This window comes from Rhizobium sp. 01L419 (genome assembly GCF_056400025.1).
Map to the genome: position 1 here is coordinate 136,311 of NZ_JBFTSM010000010.1, position 22,873 is coordinate 159,183.

Genomic DNA, 22,873 nt, shown 5'->3' on the forward strand with positions numbered 1-22,873 from the left:
TTTATTCCTTGATCCAGCGCCACTGCGTGACTGGCATGGCCGGTCGCCAACCGCTCATGCCGCCGACGGGTGCGACGCGCGCAATTTCGATCTTCGTCAGGAAGCCGCCGCGTGCGGCATATTCTGCCAAGAGCACCGCTTCCATTTCCAGCGTCACGGCATTGGCGACGAGCCGCCCTCCCCGCTTCAGGGCCGCAATCGCCGCATCGATCACACCCGCTTCACTGCCGCCGCCGCCGATGAAAATCGCGTCAGGTACCGGCAAGCCGGCAAGTGCTGTAGGTGCTGTTCCTTCGACAAGCGCAAGCTGCGGCACGCCGAGGGCGGCGGCATTGCGGGCGATACGGGCGGCCCGCGCCGGTGCCTGCTCGATGGCGATCGCCCTGAGCGATGGATCGGCAAGCATCCATTCGATGCCGATCGAACCCGAGCCGGCGCCGATATCCCAGAGGACCTCACCATGGCGCGGTGAAAGCGCTGAGAGCGTGATAGCGCGGATCTCCCGCTTGGTGATCTGCCCGTCATGGTCGAAGAGCGCGTCATCGAGGCCGCAAGCATAGGACAGGATGCGCGCCCCTGCCCCCGCTGCTACTTCGAGGGCGCAGACATTCAACGGGTCGATATCGTTGAGATTGAAGGCCGATGCTATCGTGCTCCTGATACGCTCCTGTTTGCCGCCGAGCGCTTCGAGAACCGTCAGCCGCGTCCCGGAAAACCCATCGGAAGCAAGCAGTTCGGCAAGTGCCTGCGGCCCCTTCTCATCGGAGGTCAGCGCCAGAATGCGCCGGCCGGAATGAAGATGCGGGCGGATGAGATCGAGCGGGCGTCCATGCAGCGACACGCAGGCCGTCTCCTGCAGCGGCCAGCCGAGACGTGCGGCGGCGATACTGAATGCGGATGGTGCAGGAATGGTGTGCATTTCGTCCGCCGTGACATAGCGCGACAACGTCGCTCCGACGCCATAGAGAAAGGGATCACCCGAGGCCAGTACGACGACAGGTGTACCGCGTCGTGTCAGGATCGCCTCAACGGATTGTTCGAAAGGGCTCTGCCAGGCAATACGCTCGCCCGAAATCAGCGGACCGGCAAGCGCATGGTGGCGTGCGCCGCCAAAGACGGCGGGGGCGGCAGCGATCAAGCGCTTTGCCTCCTCGCCAAGGCCTTCTGGACCATCCTCGCCGATACCGATAAGAGTGAGCCAGCGCGGGCCGGTGGGGGAGATATCAGACATGGACAGGAACCGCATTCTGATCCTCGGCGGTACGAGCGAAGCGCGCAGACTCGCCACCGAACTTGCCGCGCGAGAAGACCTCGATATCCTGCTGTCGCTGGCGGGCCGCACGCAAGCTCCTGCAGAACAGCCGGTTCCCGTCCGCATTGGCGGCTTCGGAGGTGCGCAAGGCCTCGCCGATTTCCTGATGGCCGGACGCTACGACCTGCTGATTGATGCTACCCATCCTTTCGCCGAACGCATTTCGGCCAATGCCGCGGCCGCAGCCGAACGCAGCGGCATAACCGCCATCGCACTTGTCCGTCCCGAATGGGTGCCAGTGCCGGGCGATCATTGGCACATCGTTCCTGATATTCCATCGGCTATCGCCTCGCTTGGCCCGACACCGCGGCGTGTCTTTCTGGCGACCGGCCGCCAGGGCGCCCCTCATGCCGAGGTCGCTCCGCAGCATTCCTATCTGGTGCGCAGCGTCGATCCTGTCGATCCGCCGCTTGCCCTTGCCGACGTCGAATATATCCTCGACCGCGGTCCCTTCGCGCTCGAAGGCGAGCTTGATCTCCTGCGGAAACACAACATCGAGGCCATCATCACCAAGAATAGCGGCGGCTCGGCTGCCTATGCGAAGATCGAAGCCGCACGTGTGCTCGGTATCAAGGTTGTCGTGATCGCCCGCGCGCCAGCTGCCGCCATGATGACGATGGAAACGGTGGAGGCGGCGCTCGAAGCGATCGATCATCTCATCTCCGAGGCCATGAAGCGTGGCGTATAGATCAGATCCGGCCGCCCTTCGCGGGCAACGATCCGCGTCTCCGGCGATCCGATGATCACACAAGTCGCCATATCGGCCACATTGGCATCGGCCTCTGCGAGCGGCTGCACGGTGATCCGCTCGTCAGGTCGTCCGGCCGCTCGGCCGAAGATGACCGGTGTTGTCTCAGGCAGGTGCCGGCGCAGCAGCTCGAATGCCTTGCCGAGCTGCCAGGGCCGCGCCTTGCTGATCGGATTGTAAAGCGTAATGACGAAGCCTGCTTGTGCTGCAAGTTCCAGGCGTTTTTCGATGACGGTCCAGGGTTTCAGATTGTCCGACAGCGATATCGTGCAGAAATCATGTCCGAGCGGTGCACCGACACGCGCGGCAACCGCCAGCATGGCGGTGATGCCCGGCAGGATGACGAGGTCGACGTCGCGCCATTCCGCCGATCCCTTGTCGATCGCCTCGCAGACGGCGGCTGCCATCGCAAAGACGCCGGGATCGCCGCCGGAGACGACGCAGACATCGGCGCCCCTGGCTGCGAGCGCTAGCGCAGACCCTGCCCGGTCCAGTTCCTCGCGATTGTCGGAGGCATGCCGGGTCTGGTCGGCGCGCAGCGTCAGGCGATCGAGATAGGGTCCATAACCGAAAAACTGGGTGGAGGCCGCGACGGCAGCCAATGCTTCCGGCGTCATCTGCTCCGGATTGCCGGGACCGGTACCGATCACGAACAGCCGGCCGCTCATCGGCTGGCCTCCCAGCCGGGAACCAATACCAGCGAGAAGTAGGGTGCTTCGCTCTCGTCCTTCTCGGCAAGCTTCACCATCGCGGCATTCGCCATGGTGCCGCGCTCGACATAGACGGCCTCGCCAAGACGGCCGGCGGCCTGGAGCGCGCGGCGGATCTTCGGCAGGTTGCGGCCGACTTTCATGATGACGGCAGCTTCGGTATCGGCGAGACGGCGGGTGAGCTCCTGCTCGGCCATCGTGCCCGGCAGCACGGAGAGTACATCGTCGCCCTGGACGATCGGCATACCTGCCAGCGACCAGCAGCCGGACATCGCGCTGATGCCGGGGATGACTTCGGTCGGGTAGCGCTGCGCCAGCCGCACATGCAGATGCATGTAGGAGCCGTAGAAGAGCGGATCGCCTTCGCTCAGTACCGCAACCGTGCGGCCCGCAGCGAGATGATGGGCGATGGCATCGGCCGATGCATTGTAGAAACCGGTGATGCGGCTCTGATAAAGCGGATCGTTTTTGTCGAGTTCAGTCGTGACCGGATAATAAAGGGGCAGCAGCTCGATGCCGGGCTTCAGCAGATGCTCGACGATCGCCTTGCCATTGCCGCCCCTGCCCTCCTTGGCGAAATAGGCAATCACGTCGGCGCTCTCGATGGCGCGGACGGCCTTGATCGTCAGAAGCTCAGGATCGCCGGGTCCGGTGCCGACGCCGATCAGATGGCCGCTCATAGGCCGGGCCTCGAAAGCGCATTGATGGCGGCCGCCGTCATGGCGCTGCCACCGAGCCGACCACGGACGGTGGCATAGGGAACGCCATAGGAATTTTCCGCAAGCGCATCCTTGGATTCGGCAGCACCGACGAAGCCGACCGGCATGCCGATGATGACAGCTGGTTTCGGCGCGCCGTCACGCAGCAGTTCCAGAAGATGGAAGAGGGCCGTCGGCGCGTTGCCGATCGCAACCACGCTGCCGCCCAGCCGATCGAGCCAGAGGTGCATGGCGGCGGCCGAGCGGGTATTACCGGTTTCACGGGCAAGCTCGTGGGTGCGGGGATCATGCAGGGTGCAGATCACCTCGTTTTGAACTGGCAGGCGGGCGCGCGTCACGCCGTGCGCGACCATCTCGGCATCGCAGAAGATCGGCGCCCCATCCTGCAGTGCGATGCGTGCCGCATGGACAAAATCCGGCGAGAAGACAAAATTCTGTGCGGCTTCGACCAACCCGCAAGCATGGATCATGCGGACAGCAATATCCGCCTCCTCGGGAGAAAAACGCGAGAGATCGGCTTCGCTGCGGATGATTGCGAAGGAGCGCTCGTAGATCGCGTCTCCGCTGCGGATATAATCATAGTCTGGCATTGTTATTCCTGTTGCAGCGCTTTGGCGAGACCGGTGGGACCAAGCCTTTTCAGGCAGTCGGCACTCGACTCGCCGGCGCTTCTTTTGTCTTCAATCAGCCGGGCGAGCCTCTCTATAGCGAAATCGATCCGTTCGCCAGCAATCCTTGCAGTCGGCCTGTCCGCGGCAAGCCCGTCGAGGACGAGGCTATAGCCCTCGGCTGAACCGACAATCGCCAGATCGGCGCGCCGGTGCGCGCAGCCTTTCACACAGCCGGAAAGGTGAAGTTTCACCGTGCCGTCGAAGAGTGCGGGTATCAGCGCTGTCAGCCGACCGGCCAGAGCCCTTGTATCGTAGAAGGCCGAGGCGCAGGCGCCTGCCCCTGCACAGGCTGCAATCTGCTCGGCCGGTTCATTGGCCGTCACGCTGAAACCATGTTCGATGGCAGTGCGTTGCATAGCCGCCAGCGCTGTCTCGGTCAGGCCGATCAGCAAGAAGCCGCGATCGGGCGCCAGCCGGATTTGCTGCGCGCCGGCGCTTTCGGCAGCGTCAAGGAAAGAGATCAGGTCAGCGGCTTTCACTTGCCCGAATTGGAGCCGCACACCGAGCACGATTTTGCCGTCGGCCAATCTGGTGGTGCCGACGAAGGAGGGTTTCTTTGGTGCCGTTTGAGTAAATCGGATGCTATCCATCTGTGGAAAACGCGCATGCAATGCCGCTGTCTCGAGATTTCGGGCGCGCATCTGCCGGCCGCTGGCAATCAGCATCTCAAGGAGCTCGCCCACGGCTGTAATCACGGCATCGACATTGTCGAGAGCCAGTGGCGTCGCGGCTTCTGCATCGCCGGCTATGGAGAGCAGCCATTGCCCGGCCTGCTGCGCGACGAGACGGATATCTGCAGTGAGGCAGGCCAGGGAAAACTGCCCGCCGCCGTCGATCAGGATGGAGAGTTTCGGGGCGAGGTGGTGAGAGGTGAGAAGCCCGCCGAGCCTGTTGCGCAGCGCCGCCTCCATATCCCCCGCATCGGCAATCTCGTTGGCATCGATACCATGCAGCGGCGATATCTCGATCGCCACGCCATTGGGCACCGTGATGCCGGCAGTCTCGATATCAGCCGCCAGCGGCTCCACGGTTTCAGCGCGAAGGCCGCGGATCTGCAGATTGCCGCGGGCAGTAATTTCCAGAATACCGTTTCCATGCTGTGCCGCGCCCAAAGCCAATTGTCGGAACCGAGAAAGAGTAAGCCCACCGGCGGCCGGCCGTAGCCGGACGAGCAGGCCATCGCCGGTCTGCATGGGGGCTGCGAGCGCCGGGCAGGCACCACGTTGCATCCCCACTATATCAGGGCTTTCTGCTTTTAAGGTTTTGCCGGCGGGGCTGCGCATTCGTCTATCCTCTGGACCCGTCTCTTACATGATTGCGCAGGATGCAGCAAAGTGAGGTCGCGCTGAGAACCGGGACGGTTAGTCTTCGAAATCCCGCCCTTTGCGGAGAAGGTAGATATCCATGATCCAGCCATGGCGCGCCCGCTCCTCGGCACGGAGCCGGACGATGTCGTCGGCAATGTCGCCAAGCCGGCCCGAGCGGATCACTTCATTGTCCGTGCCGAGATAAGCACCCCAGAAGATCTCGGCATCGGGATCGTCGATCTGCGAGAATGCCTGCTGGCCGTCAAGCATGACGACGGTACTTTCATGCGTCAGCCCGGTTTCGATCAGCCGTCTTCCGGTGGTGATCTCGATCGGCTTGCCGACGAGATTGATGGGGATGCGATGGCTTGCCGCCAGCGCCTGGATGCTGGTGATACCCGGAACGATGCTGTAGTCGAAGGTGCAGGCGCCGGCATTCCGCACCCGTTCGATGATGCGGATCGTGCTGTCATAGAGGCTCGGATCGCCCCAGACGAGGAAGGCGCCGGCACCGGTTGCTGGCAGGTCGCCGATCAGGCTTTCATAAATACCGGCGATCGCCGCATGCCAGTCATCTACGCTCTGTCCGTAGCTCAGGTCCTGGGTTAGCCGCTTCGGTACCTCGAATTCGACGATGCGGACGCCTTGTCGGGTCAGATACCGCTCACAGATTTCCCGGCGAAGCTCGGCGAGATCGGCCTTTGTCGCGCCCTTGGTCGGAATGAACACGACGTCTGCCGTGTTCATCGCGTTAATCGCCTGTATGGTCAGATGCTCGGGATTGCCGGTGCCAATACCGATGATGTGAATATGCCGCACGTTTTCAGCCCTCGCGATTTCCAGCGGTTTGTGCCGCTAAAGCGGGTCTTTCGCAAGGGCACACCAAAAGTTGGCCGCGGCCAACTTCTATCGGTGTGGTTAGCAAACTGTTTATTGTCGCGAATCCCGAATCATGTCATCTTCGATACGCTTTTTGAGGCTATGTTGACGGAAAAGCGCTTTGAGAAGGGGCAAGTGTTTTGGACAATATTAACGTATCAACCACAGACGTTCGCATCGAACGGCACGCCACCCAACTTTCTCGCCAGCTGAAACTGCTGCGCGAGAAGCTCTTCCCGCCACTTTCGCAGAAGACGCTGCGCACCTTCACCTCGGGCGAGGCAGCACAGATGGTCGGTGTCTCCGACGGCTATCTTCGCCAGCTTTCGCTTGACGGCAAAGGGCCGCAGCCGGACGTTTCCCAGAACGGCCGCCGGTCCTATACGCTCGGCCAGATCAACGAGCTCCGCCAGCATATGGCCAAGATCAAGCCGAAGGATGCGCTCTCCTACCTGCCTTTGCGCCGCGACGGTGAGAAGCTGCAGACGATCGCGATCACCAATTTCAAGGGCGGTTCGGCCAAGACCACGACCACGCTTTATCTGGCACAGTATCTGGCGTTGGAAGGGTACCGGGTCCTGGCGATCGATCTCGATCCACAGGCCTCGCTGTCCTCGCTGCTCGGTGTTCAGCCGGAATTCGATCTTGGGGATGGCGATACGCTCTATGGCGCAATCCGCTATGATGCGGAGCGACGCCCGCTGAAGAATGTCATCCGCAAGACCTATTTTGATGGCCTGGATCTGGTGCCCGGCAATCTCGAACTGATGGAGTTCGAGCATGAAACGCCGCGTGCCCTGAATGATCGCCAGAGGCCGGAAGAGCTGTTCTTCCGCCGCGTCGGCAACGCTATTGCTGAGGTCGAGGCGGACTATGATATCGTCGTCATCGACTGCCCGCCGCAGCTTGGCTATCTCACGCTTGGTGCGGTCTGCGCCGCCACGTCGCTGCTTATTACCGTCCATCCACAGATGGTCGATGTCGCCTCCATGTCGCAGTTTCTCCTGATGACCTCGGATCTTCTCTCCGTCGTGCGCAAGGCTGGCGGCGACCTGCAGCACGATTTCATCAAATATGTCGTTACGCGCCATGAGCCCTTCGATGCGCCGCAGTCGCAGATCGTTGCGCTCCTGCGAAGTCTCTTCGGTGATGACGTGTTGACGGCGACCATTTTGAAATCGACGGCGATCGCCGATGCCGGCCTGACCAAGCAGACCCTTTACGAGATCGAAAAGGGCCAGGTTCGCCGCTCCACCTATGACCGGGCACTGGAATCGGTTAACGCCGCCAATGGCGAGATTATTGCCAGCATCCATAAAGCATGGGGTCGCACATGAGCAGACGAGATCGACTGAAGGGATTGTTCACCGATACGGCGCAGGAGTTGGCCGCGGCCAACTTCGAGGAAACTGCAGCGCGCGGTGCAGCCGGTCCGGTGCGTACCATGGCCCTGACACTCGGTCGCATGGAGGAAGAGAGCAGGGCGATGGAGGAGGCCCTGTCATCAGGCGAGCATATCGTCGAACTCGATCCCGAACTGATCGACACTTCCTTCATTCGCGATCGCCTCGCCGACGAGCCGCTCGATATGGAAGACGAGCTCGTGCAATCGATCGCCGAAAACGGGCAAGAAGTGCCGATCCTCGTGCGCCGCAATCCGCATCATGACGGGCGTTACCAGGTCGCCTATGGTCATCGCCGCCTCCAGGCCGTCAGGCTGCTCGGCCGCAAGGTGCAAGCGGTCATCCGTAAGCTCGACGACACCGATCTCGTCATCGCCCAGGGCATTGAAAATTCGGCGCGACGGAATCTCTCCTACATCGAGCGCGCCGTCTTCGCGCTCAATCTCGAGCTGAAGAAGTTCGATCGTCCCGTCATCATGAAGGCGCTCTCGACCGACAAGACGGAATTGTCGAAGCTTATCTCCGTGGCGAAGGCCATTCCAGCCGACGTCATCCAGGCCGTCGGTGCAGCTCCCGGCATCGGTCGCAGGCGATGGATGACGCTTGCTCAGGACTGGACCGATGCTGCTGCCGCGCGTCTGACGAAGCTGATTGTATCTTCCACCTTCAATGCTGTGGAAAGCGATCGCCGTTTCGAGCTGGTCATTGCCGAGCTTTCCAAGAAGGAAGAGGTGAAGCCCGAGAGTGTCGAATATGACTGGAAGCCTGCGAGCGGCGGCAAGATCGCCGGCCGCATCAAGGGCTCCGGCACGTCCTTCACGATTGCGCTCAAGACCGGCGATGCGCCGGATTTCGGCGCATATCTCTCAAGCCGCCTCGATGAACTCTATGAAGCTTACAAGGCCGAAAAGCCGAACGCCGGGAAGTAGGCCAGGGTGAGCGGCGAACTGGAGCTCGTTTGCGATGAAGCGCCATGGTGGATGGCACGATTTCATCTGATAGGCGCAGCGATTGCTCCGGTCACGACCGGAGCTTATCGATATAGGGAAATGATTGTATCCGAAAAACTGGGTGAAAACCCTGTGCTCGCCCGCCATGATGTTGTCGGCAAGTTTATGCCGTGAAATAACTGACGGAAGAAAATGCGCCTTTCGCTTCCCTTTGTGAGAATCCATTAAGCCTAACAATGCGCTACGATATCGATGCTGCAATGCTCCAGACGCTGCTTCCGGCTATCGCTGGGGCCGAGGATGCTCTGGCACGGCTCGATGAACGGGCAGCCCGTTCACCGGTGGGGCAGGGCTTTGCCGAGCGCAGCCATTTTTTCGATGCCGCCGGTGCGTTGTGGGTAGCGGGTGAACTTGTTCATGTCGAAGATCTGGTTTTGCACGACGCCCATATGGACAGCCGTGCGCCGAGCCACGAGCTGACGATCGCCTATTCGGTGCTGCGCACACGACGGCGGATCGAGACGGCTGATCCCGGCTGGGCGCTCAGCCCGACAGGCCTCGGCGCGCTGAGCGCCAGTACGCTGGAAGGGGAGGATAGGGCGCCGGAGGCCGCAGATCTTACACCCCCCGGGCGCGAGGCTGACGATCAGGATGACGAAGCGCCGCTCGCCGCCGAAATCGCCGAGCTCGATGCCCTGCTCGCCCGCTCGCAAAGACTTCTCGATCATCATGCCGGAAAGCCTGTTGCGCAGGAGCCAGCGAAGGATGCGTCCGCGCTGCGCGAGGACGATCCGCTCGGCCTGTTCGGCGACGATGAATGGAACGAGGAGGAACGGCTTCAGCAATGGCGTGGTCTGATCCCGCTCGTCGAGGACCTGCCGCCCAGTCTGGCGGCTGCGCTTCTTTTCGACGCCTGGGAGCGGATCGAGCCATTGCGCCGCCAGCATTGGCTCGGCGGCCTGCTGATTGCCAGCAGCCTGCGTGTCAGAGGCAAGGTCGCCTCGCATCTCTTTTCTTTTCACCCCGGGCTGAAGCAGATCCGCCACGAGCGCCGGCGCTCGCGTGACCGGCTGACGCGTCTGCAGGCCTTTCTCGATGCAATGCGGGAGAGTGCGGTCACCGGGCTCAAGGAGATCGATCGCCTGTCGCTTGCGCGCACGCAGATGGAGCTGCGCTTTCGCGGCCGCCGCTCGAACAGCAGCCTACCGCAATTGGCAGATTTCGTCCTGTCGCGGCCGATGGTGTCGGCCGCCATGGTCGCCCGCCAACTCTGCGTCACACAGCGCGGCGCACTGAACCTCATCAACGAGATTGGCATTCGCGAAATCACCGGTCGCGGCCGCTACCGGGCTTGGGGTATCATCTGATCCGGCGTTGTCAGGTTGTTGGCGGATGCTGCCGCGTAGTTGTTGCAAACTCAGGTATTTCTAGCGTGAGAACATTTGACTTGGACAAAATAGAATTGACCGGTCCCTTCGAAGCCATTGGACCGCGGCCACGCCATGGCCTTTTCATTGCGTATTGGTCCCTCTCCCCTGCAGACAGAATGCTCGCAAGGGAAGCGCGCCTGAACGGTTGCGGAGGTAGCTGCTGGCATGACCAGGTTCCCGTCGGCTGATCTCACGACCTCGTCGTCATAAACGACACTGCTTTTCCTAAGCCGCGAAGCTCGACGCGCCGGCCTGCGCCAGCATTCCGCCACCTCGTCGAGGGTCGTGTCGACGATCCGCTCGGCATCGCCGTGGTAACGGCGTTGCGTAACGCAATCAGGAAAACCAGGCTGGATTTTATCATCGGCAACTCACCGGACCTGCGCGCGAGTGGTGCACACTGTGGCAATGCAATTGGGGGGTAAGCCGCGACCAATCAACGAGAGAGGGTAGCGGGCCTCGGCGATGCGAAGTTGCAGGCGGCCGGCGGTGCAGAGGAAGAGGAGGGAAGGGGGATTCCGCGACGGGCTTGGAGGCTGGAGAGAGGCTACGGCCGGCTCGTCACGGAGAAATGACATGGCACAGGCCATTCAGAAAATCACGCACAGCGCAGGGTGCGATATTTCCTTCAACAAGCTGGTCTTGAGCCAGCAGAACGTCCGGAAGACCAAAGCGCATGTCTCGATCGAGGATCTTGGGGAGGACATTGCCCGTAGGGGACTGTTGAGCAGCCTCAATGCTTGCGCTGAACTCGACGGCGACTGCAACGAGACCGGCACTTATCGCGTCCCCGCCGGCGGCCGGCGCTATTACGCCCGTGAATTGCTCGTGTCCCAGAAGCGACTTCCGCAGACCGACGGCGGTCCATGCGTTGTCAGCAGGGGAGAGGCACCTGAAGTCGAGGATTCTCTTGCCGCGAACGTTCATCGCGTCGACCTCCATCCCCTCGATCAGTTCAGGGCGTTTCAGACACTGCGCGAGCAGGGGCAGGATGAAGACGAAATTGCCGCGCGCTCTTCGTCTCCGTCGCGACGATGCTTCCGCCGGGCTCTTTCGTTTCTGGAGACTGCACCATGAACAATCTTGCCCAACATTCCCGCTCGGTGTCAACCGGTTTCAAGCTCGACATCTCGCGCGGCGAGCGCATCGGCCGTATGTCGTCGGAGTGGTTCTCGGGGCCCGACGATGAGCGCTATCTTTCCCTCGGCGAACTTTACGACTGGGTCAAATCCCGCGCCGATCACGCCCATGACGGATCCTCGATCATCGGCCTTGTCGGTGAGAGGACCCTGCGGCGAATGCCCGTCATGGACAAGTGCCACGTCGAGGTCGTCGGCTTCACCCACGGCATGCGTGACTGGCCGAGGTCAACCAGCCTCTTCTCCGAGATGATCGCCTGGAAGGTGCGGTTCTTCGTAACCACGACAGAGGAAGGTCCGGTCATCCTCGAGCGATTGAAACAGCGCCATCGCCTCATCGATATCGCGCGCCAATCGTGACGGAGGTTTGCCATGTTGTCCGCTTCGGAGCTGGCAGACCGTCTCGCGCAAGATGCCGAGGCCGTCTGCCACCACTACCTCTCCGCCGGCCGCCGGGCTGGCAACTATTGGCTCGTCGGCGACGTTGCCAACAGCAAGGGTCGGTCGCTCTACGTGCATCTGATCGGCCCGCGCGCTGGCAGGTGGACGGATGCTGCGACCGGCCAGTTCGGCGATCTGTTGGATCTCGTTCGCGAGAGCTGCGGTCTCGTTGACTTCCGCGACGTGGCCGATGAGGTGCGTCATTTCCTCAGCCTGCCCCAGCCCGATCTACACTCGTTCAGAGAGGGCAACGCCGGTGATTCTGCGTCGGTCGAGTGGCCGACGACTGAGCGGGCACGGCGACTGTTTGGGATGACACAGCCGCTCGCAGGCACGCTTGCTGACGTCTATCTGCGCGAGCGCGGCATCCTGCGAGCATCGACGCATGCGGCGCTGCGCTTCCACTCGTCCTGTCACTATCGCGATCTCCTGACCGGTCGGACGACAAGCTATCCGGCTCTGATCGCGGCCGTGACCGATCGGGAAGGGCAGATCACCGGGGTTCACCGGACCTGGCTTGACCCGGACGGCGGCGGCAAGGCCAAGGTGGACGATCCCCGCCGCGCGCTCGGCAAGCTGCTCGGCAATGGTGTCCGCTTCCGCTTTCCTGTGAGCGAACCCGTTCCTGTCATAGCAGTGGGCGAGGGCCTCGAAACCTTGCTTTCGCTTGTCGCCATCATACCCGGCATGCCGATGGTCGCGGCGCTGACGGCCAATCATCTTGCCGCCTTCCGGTTCCCGCCCGGATGTCTGCGCATCTACATCGCCGCCGACGCGGATGCCGCCGGCCGGCATGGTATGGAGGGATTGAGTCGACGAGCGCGGGAATATGGAATCCTGCCACTGGTGCTGTCACCCAACCTCGGCGACTTTAACGACGATCTGCGCTCGCTAGGCCCGGACCGGCTGACCGCAAGCCTGCGGGCTCAACTGGAACCGGAAGATGCGATCACCTTCCTGCCCTGATGAGGCTGGCCGGAAAGGGAGGGCATCGCCGGCGGCTGCGTTGGTGAAGGAAGGTCCAAGTGGGCCTTCCGCGCGGGGGCGCCCGCCGGACTTGCTGAGAGGCGACCGTTACCACGCGGGCCTCGTGGCCTTCAGCGAGTCAGTCGGGTTTCCTCCCCGCGAGAGGTGTGTGGACACCCCTTCGGTCAAGGCATGATTTGATAAAAATGAACTCCGGTAGAGTGCTCCCATGTGTCCGGCCTTGAAATTCGCAGCATGAACATTGCGAGCCCTGATGAAGTCCGCGGGTCATGGTCCCTATCAAGAAGCGTACAGGATGCTGTCACGCCATCGGGTTTTCCGGATCCCCGGTTCATACCCGGTTTTCACCATTTATCGATGCACGCCCTCCGCTTGGCGCCCCAGCCAAGCTCGTGCCGCCGCAACATCGCCAATACCTCATCAGCCTGAAGCACATCCCCGCCCTGCACCGTCCGCGACAAGGCAGATTGCGCTGAAATCTCGATCGTCATCCATCACTCCTCGTTCCGAGGAGGCAGTTCTTCGTTTGGTTAGGGAGGTGCGGACGAATTCTTGGACTAACAGGAGAGCCTCGGCGTTGCCGTCGGCAACTGAGGTCGTCTACACCTTGTCTGAGCCAGGCAGGAAGTAGCCGATAAGCCAAGTTCGCTGGCTGAGTTAAAGGGCGATATAGCAATCGTTGAAATCTGCAGCTCTCATGATCATCCTCCATGGAAAAGCGGAGGCGAATTATCAAGCTCCGCGACGAGCTTGCATAGGATCTATAACGAGTTACGGCCACACAGCGCGATCGGCAACAAGGTGCCGATTTCGCTCATGAACGGCTCATCGGCACCCCCGCCGAACTGAGCCTTAACCCCGGAAAAATCCAGCTCTGGCAGGCCCAAAATCGGGTAGCGCTTCACTCTGCGAGCGGCAAGATTCAGTCGAACATTTTTTTGATCGTTGCGATTGGGATGAACATCCGCAGCGCGTTTGTCGGCAGAGGCTGGAAGCCGTATTCTTTGTAAAGCTTTACTTGTCTATCGGTTCGTTCCGCATCACCGCAATCCAGGACGTCGAGCATGACGATTGCCGTACCTATTTCATCCGAGATACGCGCGATTCGCGTCAAGCAGTCGATCAGCAGGTCGCCGCCGTATCCGCTGCCAGCGAATTTCAAGTCGCGACCGATCATTGAGATGTAGGCCGCGGGAATTGACCCATGTCCGGGTCGGTCGCGAGCGAACCTTTTCGGAAGCTCCGTATAATCAACAGCGTGGCTGTTGATGGCGTAGAAGCCAATAACCGGGCCTCCGTCTTTCGTCATCACGAAAACACGAAGATTGTCGCTCTTGTGAAGCTTGTTTGCGGTCTTCTGAAAGAAGTTGTCGACCTGCTCAATGCCGCACGAAAAAGCCGCCCGATCATGTTTTGAGGGATCGAGCGGCTCGATGATTGGTTTGGGCGTATCGTTTTGCGGCATTATTTTGAGACGACAGTCTCGCTGTGACGCTTGAAAGCAGCCTTAAGTCTATCTGTCGGCTCTGGCGGATTGTCCAGTGCAGCAAAAAACGCAGCATGATCGGCTGGCTGCAAAAGAGTCCGTTCATGAGCGGCAATCGTCGTCATGGCGGATTGGTAAGCAGCGTTGATCGTAAAAGCGGAGTCGTCTACACCCGACAACGCAGCAGCGCGTTGGATTGCCGTCTTGATGCGCGCCTTCGTACGAAAGCCCATACGTGCGTCGTTTGGTTCATCGATTTCGGCAGTCATGTCTTTGAAAGCAAGCATAGTCGCCTCCTATTCGAGTGTAACGATGTGGCTATGTGTACGTCAAAATGACGTACACGTCAAGTTAGATCGGGATCATTGTACGTCAAGTGTGCGTACGTGCACCCGAACGTCACGCCCTGTCTATAGTTCCGGCGCACCGTGCATGTGGAAAGGCGTATGGTCGCTCGAGTCCGCGGGCAACGGGATCGGATGCGATCCTAGCACCTCTCTCAATGCTCCGATCTATCGCAGCTTCGTGCAAGAGGAATAGCGCCACCCCATGCGGCATCTAATGCGGTGCCGAGCCATTGCGTAATTGCCGAAAGGCGAGGCGCGATGTCGAAGGATAGTCGGTGACGATTTCCGTCAGAGAAGGCCCTTGGCCTTGAGGTCGCCGGCGAAGGTGGCGCGCGGCATGACAAGCGTGAGTGGCTGGTTCTCCAGCGGCTCGGCCCCATAGCTGACATACCATCGGGCCGCACGCTCGCTCTTGCCGTCGATAATTAGCAACATGCCACCTGCCTGCGACGCTATCCGCAGACAACTAAGCGCTGCAGCCGCCAGAAGCTGGCCGCCCAAACCATGTCCCGCCACGGAGAGACTGGTTGCGATCCGAGCGAGCTTGAAGCCAGAAACCTCGTGCTGGGCTAAACCCTTCGTCATCGACGCCGGCACGCCCTCGTGCGTGACTGCAGAGGGGGCGATGGTGTAGAAGCCCAGTACGCGGTTGGGCATAGAAACGTCGATCGCACAGAAAGTCTTTGAGGCATTCTGTTCGTGGCTTTGACGCGCGTAGCGTCGGAAAAAGTCGTTCATCGCCGGATCGCCGCAGTCGAACGACTGGCGATCATGCGATTTCGCGATTGCTTCCTCTCCCCAGGCAGGCAGCGTCATAAAGTGTCAGGCAACGCCGCTATCGTCGCCCGCAGCTTCGCGTTGGGCTTGGGCGGATTTTCGAGCAGTTCAAGCACGCGCGCGCGATCGCGCGCCGTTAGGCGAACGACTTCGGCGGCCTCGATCACAGCTTCGGCTTCACGCAAGGCGGTCTGCGTAACGAAATCGCCGTCGATCAGGATAGTTTCGTTCTTGAAGTGCTGGTTCAAAGTCGCCGAAATGCCCAGGCGGCCCGGCGTTTGATGCGAAAACTGTTAAAGGGTCACGGCCGCGCGCCGCGTGTGATGGTTACTGACAAGCTTCGATCCTACGATGCCGCAAAGCGTCAGATCATGCCCGGCGTTGAACATCGCTCTCACAAGGGGCTGAACAATCGAGCAGAGAATTCCCGTCAGCCAATCAGGCGGCGAGAACGGATCATGAAATGCTTCAAGTCGAAGCGACATTTGCAACGCTTCGTCTCCATCCATGATCCGATTGCCAACCTGTTTACATCCCGCGCCACGACGTCATCTCAAGCCACTATCGCGAACTACGTGCTGCGCCGATGAGCCGTGTGGCCGCAGATCGCTCGGGCGTAAACAGCGACAGCCAAGGCGGCCCGCTATTATTGCCTCACGACTTTTAAGTTTACGATGCCCCTGACGAAGGCGCGAACTATTTCCGGGCCGCCGGATACGATCCGGATTAAGTAGGATCTGCTCTAGCCTTCGTCCTCGATGTGCCAAGATTCCAGCCGATAGCAGCAACGACCGCGTCCGAAAAAGTCCCGATCGGCGCACCGATGCCGGGAGACAAAGGAAAACGGCCGGGCGTCAAACCCAGCCGTTTCCTTTAGGGTGAACGCCCGGCCTGCCATCCTGTCACAGATCACAGACCGGGCGCTCTTGCGCTTCCATTGCCCCCAGAAGCGCGGTCTTTATTCCCGTTCGCCCGTGAAGTTGAGCAGAAGCTGGAAAATGTTGACGAAGTTCAGGTAGAGCGAGAGCGCGCCGAAGACAGCAAGCTTCTGGTTCGATTCCTGATCGTAGTTTTCCGAATACTGTTCCTTGATATTCTGCGTGTCGTAGGCGGTGAGGCCGACGAAGACCACGATGCCGATCACCGAGATCGCGAACTGCAGGGCGGACGAGCCCAGGAAGATATTGACGACCGAGGCGATGATGATGCCGAACAGGCCCATCATCAGGAACGAGCCCATCTTCGAGAGGTCGCGCTTGGTCGTATAGCCGTAGAGGCTAATCGTGCCGAACATGGCAGCGGTGATGAAGAAGGTCTGCGCGATGCTGGTCTTGGTGAAGACCAGGAAGACGGAGGCAAGCGACAGGCCCATCACTGCGCAGAAGGCCCAGAAGGTCATTTGAGCGGTGCTCGATGACATCGACTGGATGCGGAACGAGAAGAAGAAGACGAAGGCGAGCGGCGCCAGCATCACCACCCACTTGAGCGGCGACTGGAAGATCGGCACGTAGAGCGCCGGCGTGGAGCCGACGACGAAGGCGACGATGCCGGTGATGACGAGGCCAAGCGCCATGTAATTATAGACGCGCAGCATGTGCTGGCGCAGGCCTTCATCGAAAAGGACCTGCGTATTGGCGGCCGAGCCGGTACCATAGCGGGGATTGATCGGGTTCATGACTGATCTCCTCGGTTAAACTAGTAGAGCGATCGGGCAAGCCGTTCGGCCGCCTGATCGAGATTGGTGCCTTTGTTTTCGGCGATCAGCGCGTAAGCGACCTCGCCAATCTGCCAGTAAGCGGCTTCTATTTTTTCAAGGGCGACATGGCTGACCGGCTTCACCTCGAAGGCACCCGGCCGGACGGCAAAGAGCGACAGGCGCTTGCCGTCGGCTTCCTCGATTGCCATTTCGACGCTCGGGCCAAAATCCGACGGGAAGATCTGCACATCGGCGACCTTCCAGTCCTTTGGCAGTTCGGGCATGACAATTGCTGTCGCAGCGCGGATTTCCTCGGCGCTATAGGCCGGGGCCGCCTGCGATCGAATGGTTTCGCGCACGGCAACGGTGCGATAGGCACGCACCGCATCCTCGACATAGGCCGGTGCCGGAACAGAAGCTGCGACCTCCGTTGCCGTAAAGGCGCCGAAGGAATTATGCGCCACCCAGCCGGCCGCCAAGAGAACACCGACCGCAGCGATGCGCTGCATGGAATGCAGGATGCGGCCATAAGAAAGGCCACGCTCCAGCCGGCGGGCGACATCGCGCGTTTCAGCGCGGCCGAAGGCGCTTTCGCCGGCAAGTGCCAAACGCAATTCGCCTCTCATGCTGAGATCAGCCATGACCTTGGCGGCAATCGCCGGGTTCTCGGAGAGATAGGATTCCACCTGGATGCGCCGTGCGACATCGAGCTCGCCGTCCACATAGGCGTCGAGATCGGCATCAATGATTGGATCAATCGCCTTCATTGCCGTTCCCCCCAATCAATCTCAGATGCGCAGTACGCGGCGCCTTCTCCTCGAGCTCGCGCAGCTGGGCGCGGGCTCGGGAAATACGCGACATCAGCGTACCGACAGGAATGCCGAGCGCATTGGCTGCTTCCTGGTACGAAAGGTCCTCGATCGCCACGAGGTGCAGCGCCTCACGCTGTTCTTCCGGCAAATCGAAAAAGGCGTTGCGCACCTGCTTCAGGCGCACCGCATGTTCCTGTCCGGCCGGTAGCGACTGTTCCGCCTCGACGGCCGCCTCGTCATGGCGGCGTGTCAGGGAGCGGTTCTGCCGAACACGGTCGATATGCGCATTGTGCAGGATGGAAAGCAGCCAGGTGCGCAGGTTTCCGCCGCTGCGGAAGCTCTTGCGCTTCTCGAAGGCCCGGACCAGCGCATCATGCACCAGATCCTCCGCCTCATCCGAATTGCGCACCAGCGAGCGTGCGTAGCGTCGAAGCGCTGCAAGCTGACCGATGACATCGAAGGGGCGTTCTTTCCGTTCCATGATTGAGTATACGAAAGCATGGCCGATTTTATTCCGGCTAAACGCAGATTTTTTCAAATCTGCCAGAAAATGAATGCCGATTTTTGGGCAATGCCAAAAACCTCCGCCATCTGCTAGGGCGGAGGTATTGTTTTGCAGGCTTAATGCAAGGGATCAACTCTCGGGCATAATATTCGGGGTCAGGCCTTCGGCATGATCCCCGGCTGGTCGGCGGGAAATTTCGCTATGTCCTGGACACTGATATTGAGATGCTGGGCAACGAGGGCGGCCGGTGTATGGGTCAGCCACGAGGAGAGGCCGACTTCCTGATATTCAGCCACTTTAAAGACGGCGACGAACTGAAGGTCCGTCTTGCCGGTATTTTCGATGATATGGCCCTGGCTGCGTTTGACATAGCCAATATCGCCAGGCCGGAAGTCGGCGGTCTGGCTGCGCGGGCCGGCATCGAACACCGTCATGCGGCCTTCGCCCTTGATCCAGTACTGCCATTCGTCGGCATTCGGATGCCAGTGCATTTCGCGCACGCCGCCCGGCTTGATCGTCTCGATCGCCGCAGCGATCGTCTTCGACACCTTGAAGATGTTGCTGTCGGCAAGCTGGATCGTGCCCGACGCATTCTGCTTCAGCGGTGCCGAAGCCGTCAGCCTGTAGGTGAAAGGGTAGGGCGGCAGGCCTGCGGAAGCCACGGCCTCCTGGTCGGCCGAAAGCGGACCCGGCTCCTTGCCCTGAAAGATCCAGAGATCCTGCAATGGGATGTTCTTGAACGTGTCCTGCGGCACCCCGAAGTTCTTGGCAAGCAGCTCAGGCGATGTATGAGCCAGCCAGTCGGTCAGGAGCAACGTGCCGTATTCGGACTGGTCGCCCTCGTCGAAGACGAGGACGAATTCGGCGCCTTCGGGCCCAAGGCCCTGCAGCGAATGCGGGAAGCCGGCTGGAAAATACCAGAGATCGCCAGCCTCGACGTCCTGCACATAGGCGCGGCCCTGCGGATCAAGCACGGTCACCCGGCAGCGGCCATTGGTCATGATCGCCCATTCGGAAGCCCGATGCCAATGCATCTCGCGAATGCCGCCGGGGCCGAGGCGCATGTTGACGCCGGAGACCGCTTGGGAAATCGCAAAATCGGCCTGCGTCACCTGCCGTGCCCAGCCGCCGTTCTGGATGCGCTTGGGCGCATTGTTGAATGATCCCCAAAAGAGCTGCATATCGCCGACATCGGTTGCCGGCGGACTGCCGAACGCGGGAAACTGGTCGTTGATGGCAGGGTTCTTCGGGCCGGGATCGGAAAGGCCGCCTGGATTGGCGTTGATAGCTCCCTCCGCCGGCTGATCGGGATTGCCGAAGCTCGCCGCGCGCGCAGCACCCGCCGCCAGTGCCGTTCCGCCCATCGCTCCAAGCGCTAGAACCGTACGTCTAGAAAGAGGTTCCATGGTTTTAATCCTTTCGTGTCGATTGGGAGGGTTATTCCGCCGGAGCTTGAGTTGAGGCGCCGGTGGTGGCGTGCCGTCTGCGGCTGACGAATTCGCTCAGCTTTTCCAGGTAGAGGTAGACGACCGGGGTGGTGTAGAGCGTCATCACCTGGCTGATGAGCAGGCCGCCGACCATGGCATAGCCGAGCGGCTGGCGCAGTTCCGAGCCGGTGCCGTGGCCGAGCATCAGCGGCAGGCCGGCAAGAAGTGCCGCCGCTGTCGTCATGATGATCGGACGGAAGCGGAGGAGACAGGCCTGACGGATTGCGTCTTCCGGCGACAGTCCCTTCTCGCGCTGGGCGGCAATGGCGAAGTCGACGATCATGATGCCGTTCTTCTTGACGATGCCGATCAAGAGGATCACGCCGATCAGCGCGATGACGGTAAAGTCGAAGCCGAAGGCCCAGAGCATGGCGAGAGCACCAAGACCGGCGGAGGGAAGCGTCGACAGGATCGTCAGCGGATGGAAATAGCTCTCGTAGAGCACGCCGAGGATCAGATAGATCACAGCAATCGCAGCAAGCACCAGCAGCGGTTCGCTTGAGAGCGAACTCTGATAGGCCTGCGCATTGCCCTGGAACGTGCCGATGACGGTTGCCGGCTTGCCGAGATCGGTCTCAGCCTTGTTGATCGCGGCAACCGCCTGGCTGAGTGCGGTCCCTTTTGCGAGGTTGAAGGAGAGTGTGACGGCCGGAAATTGGCTCTGGTGGTTGACGGCAAGCACGGCCGTCGGTTCCGTCGTCTGCTTGACGAGCTCGTTCAAGGGAACCTGCTCGCCGGTCAGCGGCGATTTGATGTAGAGGCCATTGATCGCCAGCGGCGATTTCTGGAACTGGGGGGCAAGCTCGAGAACCACATGGTAGCTGTTCAGGTCGGTGAAATACTGGGTGACCTGGCGCTGGCCGAAAGCATCGTTAAGCGTATCGTCGATCATTTGCGGCGCAATGCCGAAGCGCGATGCCTGGTCACGGTCGATCGTAAGCGTGACGGTAGCGCCGCTATTCTGCTGGTCGGTGGCGACATCGGTCAGCTCCGGCAGCGTCTTGAATGTGGCAAGCAGCTTGGCTGCCCAGTCGTCCAACTCGTCGGCATTGCCGTCCTGCAGCGTATATTGGAACTGCGTGGCCGAAGCCCGTCCGCCGACGTTGATATCCTGCGCCGGCTGCAGGAAGAGTTCTGCACCCTGCATCTGCGCGAGTTTCGGACGAAGCCGGTTGATGATTTCGCTTGCCGAGGCATCGCGCTGGCCTTCAGGCTTCAGCGTGATGAACATGCGGCCGTTATTGACGGTCTGGCCGGCCCCGCTGCCGACGGCCATGCCGACGGTCGCAACCCCGGGATCGCTGGCAACGATATTGCCTGCCTCGAGCTGGTGGCGCGACATTTCAGCGAAGGAAATATCCTGCGCGGCTTCAAGTGTACCGGTGATCAGGCCGGTGTCCTGGATCGGGAAGAAGCCTTTGGGAATATTGACGAACAGGAAGCCGGTTGCCGCAAGCGAAGCGATGAAGACTGTCATGGTCAGCCGGTGATGGCGCAGCGCTATATCAAGCGTGTAGCGATAGGCCGCAAGAAGCCCGTCGAATGCCTGCTCGCTCATTACATAAAGCCTGCCGTGGTGGGCGTCTTTTTCCGGCTTAAGGAAGCGTGAACTCATCATCGGTGTGATGGTCAGCGAGACGATTGCCGAGACGACGATCGTCATCGTCACTGTGATTGCGAACTCGCGGAACAGCCGGCCGACAATTCCGCCCATCAGGAGCAGCGGAATGAAGACGGCGACGAGCGAGATACTGATCGAAATGATGGTGAAGCCGATTTCGCGCGCGCCGTCGATTGCCGCCTGTTTCGGCGTTTTGTCCATCTCCATATGGCGATGGATGTTCTCGACCATGACGATCGCATCGTCGACGACGAAACCGACGGCGATACTCAAGCCCATCAGCGAGAGATTATCGAGGCTGAAGCCAGCGACATACATCAGCGCCAATGTGGCCAGGAGCGCCAGCGGCACGGTGACGCTCGGGATCACCGTCACCCAGACATTGCGCAGGAAGACGAAGATCACCATGACCACAAGGGCGATGGTAATAACAAGCGTCGTTTCGACATCCGCCACCGAGGCGCGGATCGTGGTTGTCCGGTCGCTGAGGATGGAGAGGTGGAGGGCCGCCGGGGCGATCGCTTGCAGCTGCGGCAGGGCAGCGCGGATCGCACCGACCGTATCGATGATGTTGGCGCCCGGCAGTTTGAAGATCGGCAGGAGGATCGCCCGCTTGCCATCGGCCCAGGCTGCCAGCTGATCGTTCTCCGGTCCGTCGATCGCCTGACCGATATCGCTGATGCGCACCGGAGCGCCGTCGCGATAAGCGACGATCGAATCGTTCCAGGGGGCGGCCTTGAGGAGCTGGTCATTGTCATAGATCGTGTAGGTGTGCTCTCCACCCTGCACACTGCCTTTCGGTGAGTTGCTGGTGATGCTGGTCACGGCGCTGCGGATATCCTCAAGCGAAAGTCCCATCTCGGCGATCTTGCCGGGATCGATCTGCAGGCGCACGGCCGGCTTCTGCTGTCCGAAGATCAGAACCTGCGAAACGCCGTCGATCTGGCTGACATGCTGGGCGAGCACGCTTTCGGCAAAATCGTCGACTTGCGTCAGCGGCAGTGTATCCGAAGTGAGCGCAAGAACCATGACCGGCGGATCGGCGGGATTGACCTTGCGATAGGTTGGCGGCGAAGGCAGGTCCGTCGGCAATTGCCCTCCGGCTGCGTTGATTGCGGTCTGCACGTCCTGGGCGGCGCTATCGACGTCGCGCGACAGATCGAATTGCAGAGTGATCGCGCTCGAGCCGAGCGTGCTCGTCGAGGTCATCTGGGTGACGCCGGGGATCTGGCCGAACTGCCGCTCCAGCGGCTGGGTTACCGCCGATGCCATCGTCTTCGGATCGGCGCCGGGGAGCTGTGTCGAGACCTGGATTGTCGGAAAATCGACTTGCGGCAGGGGTGCAACCGGCAGCAGAGGGTAGGCGACGATACCGAGGCCGAAGAGACCTGCCATCATTAGCGAGGCGGCGATCGGCCGCTCGATGAACCAGGAGGAGATCGACAT

General features: G+C 60.8%; 22 protein-coding genes and 3 pseudogenes. 9 read left to right on the forward strand and 16 right to left on the reverse strand.

The window, feature by feature from the left end; genetic code table 11:
- Window position 1: 1 nt before the first annotated feature.
- Window positions 2-1,231, reverse strand: coding sequence for a precorrin-6y C5,15-methyltransferase (decarboxylating) subunit CbiE (gene cbiE, locus AC1DUP_RS20600; RefSeq protein WP_477834056.1), 1,230 nt, complete (start codon window positions 1,229-1,231; stop codon window positions 2-4).
- Here cbiE and AC1DUP_RS20605 point away from each other — a divergent pair.
- Window positions 1,230-2,000, forward strand: coding sequence for a cobalt-precorrin-6A reductase (locus AC1DUP_RS20605; RefSeq protein WP_477834058.1), 771 nt, complete (start codon window positions 1,230-1,232; stop codon window positions 1,998-2,000). The two genes, cbiE and AC1DUP_RS20605, sit on opposite strands and share 2 nt — an antisense overlap.
- Here AC1DUP_RS20605 and AC1DUP_RS20610 read toward each other — a convergent pair.
- From AC1DUP_RS20610 to cobF, 5 genes are all read right to left on the reverse strand, one after another.
- The gene (locus AC1DUP_RS20610) at window positions 1,964-2,728 is read right to left on the reverse strand and encodes a precorrin-3B C(17)-methyltransferase (RefSeq protein ID WP_477834060.1); all 765 of its coding nucleotides are present in this window, start codon (window positions 2,726-2,728) and stop codon (window positions 1,964-1,966) included. The genes AC1DUP_RS20605 and AC1DUP_RS20610 overlap by 37 nt on opposite strands.
- A complete protein-coding gene (locus AC1DUP_RS20615) occupies window positions 2,725-3,450 on the reverse strand; it encodes a precorrin-2 C(20)-methyltransferase (protein ID WP_115038741.1) in 726 nt (241 codons plus the stop codon). Before AC1DUP_RS20615 ends, AC1DUP_RS20610 begins: the two co-directional genes overlap by 4 nt.
- Entirely contained in the window at window positions 3,447-4,079 is a 633-nt protein-coding gene (locus AC1DUP_RS20620; protein ID WP_113300575.1) for a precorrin-8X methylmutase, read from the reverse strand. Before AC1DUP_RS20620 ends, AC1DUP_RS20615 begins: the two co-directional genes overlap by 4 nt.
- A 2-nt stretch (window positions 4,080-4,081) precedes the next feature.
- Window positions 4,082-5,443, reverse strand: coding sequence for a precorrin-3B synthase (cobG, locus tag AC1DUP_RS20625; protein ID WP_477834062.1), 1,362 nt, complete (start codon window positions 5,441-5,443; stop codon window positions 4,082-4,084).
- A gap of 78 nt (window positions 5,444-5,521) precedes the next feature.
- On the reverse strand, window positions 5,522-6,286 hold the full coding sequence (cobF, locus tag AC1DUP_RS20630) for a precorrin-6A synthase (deacetylating) (protein WP_477834064.1): 765 nt from the start codon (window positions 6,284-6,286) through the stop codon (window positions 5,522-5,524).
- 200 nt (window positions 6,287-6,486) lie between these two features.
- Between cobF and repA the strand changes: the two genes are divergently transcribed.
- The 7 genes and pseudogenes from repA (at window position 6,487) to AC1DUP_RS20665 (ending at window position 12,675) form a co-directional block, all read left to right on the forward strand.
- On the forward strand, window positions 6,487-7,683 hold the full coding sequence (repA, locus tag AC1DUP_RS20635; RefSeq protein WP_477834066.1) for a plasmid partitioning protein RepA: 1,197 nt from the start codon (window positions 6,487-6,489) through the stop codon (window positions 7,681-7,683).
- Window positions 7,680-8,678 (forward strand): plasmid partitioning protein RepB, encoded by a 999-nt coding sequence (gene repB, locus AC1DUP_RS20640; RefSeq protein WP_477834068.1) that lies wholly within the window; start codon window positions 7,680-7,682, stop codon window positions 8,676-8,678. The genes repA and repB overlap by 4 nt, the downstream gene beginning before the upstream one ends.
- A 6-nt stretch (window positions 8,679-8,684) precedes the next feature.
- On the forward strand, window positions 8,685-8,873 hold the full coding sequence (locus tag AC1DUP_RS20645) for a hypothetical protein (RefSeq protein WP_477834070.1): 189 nt from the start codon (window positions 8,685-8,687) through the stop codon (window positions 8,871-8,873).
- A 62-nt stretch (window positions 8,874-8,935) separates the two neighbouring features.
- A complete protein-coding gene (locus AC1DUP_RS20650) occupies window positions 8,936-10,066 on the forward strand; it encodes an RHE_PE00001 family protein (RefSeq protein WP_477834072.1) in 1,131 nt (376 codons plus the stop codon).
- Between the two features lie 639 nt (window positions 10,067-10,705).
- A pseudogene (locus tag AC1DUP_RS20655) lies at window positions 10,706-11,166 on the forward strand (ParB/RepB/Spo0J family partition protein); the annotation flags it as partial.
- A 36-nt stretch (window positions 11,167-11,202) separates the two neighbouring features.
- A pseudogene (locus AC1DUP_RS20660) lies at window positions 11,203-11,379 on the forward strand (DUF932 domain-containing protein); the annotation flags it as partial.
- A gap of 261 nt (window positions 11,380-11,640) precedes the next feature.
- The gene (locus AC1DUP_RS20665; protein ID WP_477834074.1) at window positions 11,641-12,675 is read left to right on the forward strand and encodes a DUF7146 domain-containing protein; all 1,035 of its coding nucleotides are present in this window, start codon (window positions 11,641-11,643) and stop codon (window positions 12,673-12,675) included.
- A gap of 365 nt (window positions 12,676-13,040) precedes the next feature.
- Here AC1DUP_RS20665 and AC1DUP_RS20670 read toward each other — a convergent pair whose 3' ends face one another.
- The 5 genes from AC1DUP_RS20670 to AC1DUP_RS20690 form a co-directional block, all read right to left on the reverse strand.
- Window positions 13,041-13,187, reverse strand: a complete 147-nt coding sequence (locus AC1DUP_RS20670) for a hypothetical protein (protein ID WP_477834076.1) — start codon at window positions 13,185-13,187, stop codon at window positions 13,041-13,043.
- A 431-nt stretch (window positions 13,188-13,618) separates the two neighbouring features.
- The gene (locus tag AC1DUP_RS20675; protein ID WP_477834078.1) at window positions 13,619-14,161 is read right to left on the reverse strand and encodes a GNAT family N-acetyltransferase; all 543 of its coding nucleotides are present in this window, start codon (window positions 14,159-14,161) and stop codon (window positions 13,619-13,621) included.
- Window positions 14,161-14,469, reverse strand: coding sequence for a type II toxin-antitoxin system TacA family antitoxin (locus AC1DUP_RS20680; RefSeq protein ID WP_113307402.1), 309 nt, complete (start codon window positions 14,467-14,469; stop codon window positions 14,161-14,163). The genes AC1DUP_RS20675 and AC1DUP_RS20680 overlap by 1 nt, the downstream gene beginning before the upstream one ends.
- 348 nt (window positions 14,470-14,817) lie before the next feature.
- Window positions 14,818-15,345: a GNAT family N-acetyltransferase gene (locus AC1DUP_RS20685; RefSeq protein WP_477834080.1), complete on the reverse strand. Its 528-nt coding sequence runs from the start codon at window positions 15,343-15,345 to the stop codon at window positions 14,818-14,820.
- Window positions 15,342-15,566 (reverse strand): type II toxin -antitoxin system TacA 1-like antitoxin, encoded by a 225-nt coding sequence (locus AC1DUP_RS20690; RefSeq protein WP_477834216.1) that lies wholly within the window; start codon window positions 15,564-15,566, stop codon window positions 15,342-15,344. The genes AC1DUP_RS20685 and AC1DUP_RS20690 overlap by 4 nt, the downstream gene beginning before the upstream one ends.
- Between AC1DUP_RS20690 and AC1DUP_RS20695 the strand changes: the two are divergent.
- Window positions 15,513-15,926: pseudogene (locus tag AC1DUP_RS20695) on the forward strand (IS6 family transposase); the annotation flags it as partial. The gene AC1DUP_RS20690 and the pseudogene AC1DUP_RS20695 sit on opposite strands and share 54 nt — an antisense overlap.
- A gap of 338 nt (window positions 15,927-16,264) precedes the next feature.
- On the opposite strand, the gene AC1DUP_RS20700 reads toward AC1DUP_RS20695, so the two are convergent.
- From AC1DUP_RS20700 to AC1DUP_RS20720, 5 genes are all read right to left on the reverse strand, one after another.
- On the reverse strand, window positions 16,265-16,981 hold the full coding sequence (locus AC1DUP_RS20700) for a Bax inhibitor-1/YccA family protein (RefSeq protein ID WP_113300593.1): 717 nt from the start codon (window positions 16,979-16,981) through the stop codon (window positions 16,265-16,267).
- Window positions 16,982-17,001: 20 nt separating this feature from the next.
- Window positions 17,002-17,769, reverse strand: coding sequence for an anti-sigma factor family protein (locus tag AC1DUP_RS20705; protein ID WP_113307403.1), 768 nt, complete (start codon window positions 17,767-17,769; stop codon window positions 17,002-17,004).
- Complete coding sequence (locus tag AC1DUP_RS20710) at window positions 17,756-18,295, reverse strand: sigma-70 family RNA polymerase sigma factor (RefSeq protein ID WP_113300595.1); 540 nt, start codon at window positions 18,293-18,295, stop codon at window positions 17,756-17,758. Before AC1DUP_RS20710 ends, AC1DUP_RS20705 begins: the two co-directional genes overlap by 14 nt.
- A 179-nt stretch (window positions 18,296-18,474) precedes the next feature.
- Window positions 18,475-19,725, reverse strand: coding sequence for an oxalate decarboxylase family bicupin (locus AC1DUP_RS20715; RefSeq protein WP_477834083.1), 1,251 nt, complete (start codon window positions 19,723-19,725; stop codon window positions 18,475-18,477).
- A gap of 31 nt (window positions 19,726-19,756) precedes the next feature.
- Window positions 19,757-22,873: an efflux RND transporter permease subunit gene (locus AC1DUP_RS20720; RefSeq protein WP_477834085.1), complete on the reverse strand. Its 3,117-nt coding sequence runs from the start codon at window positions 22,871-22,873 to the stop codon at window positions 19,757-19,759.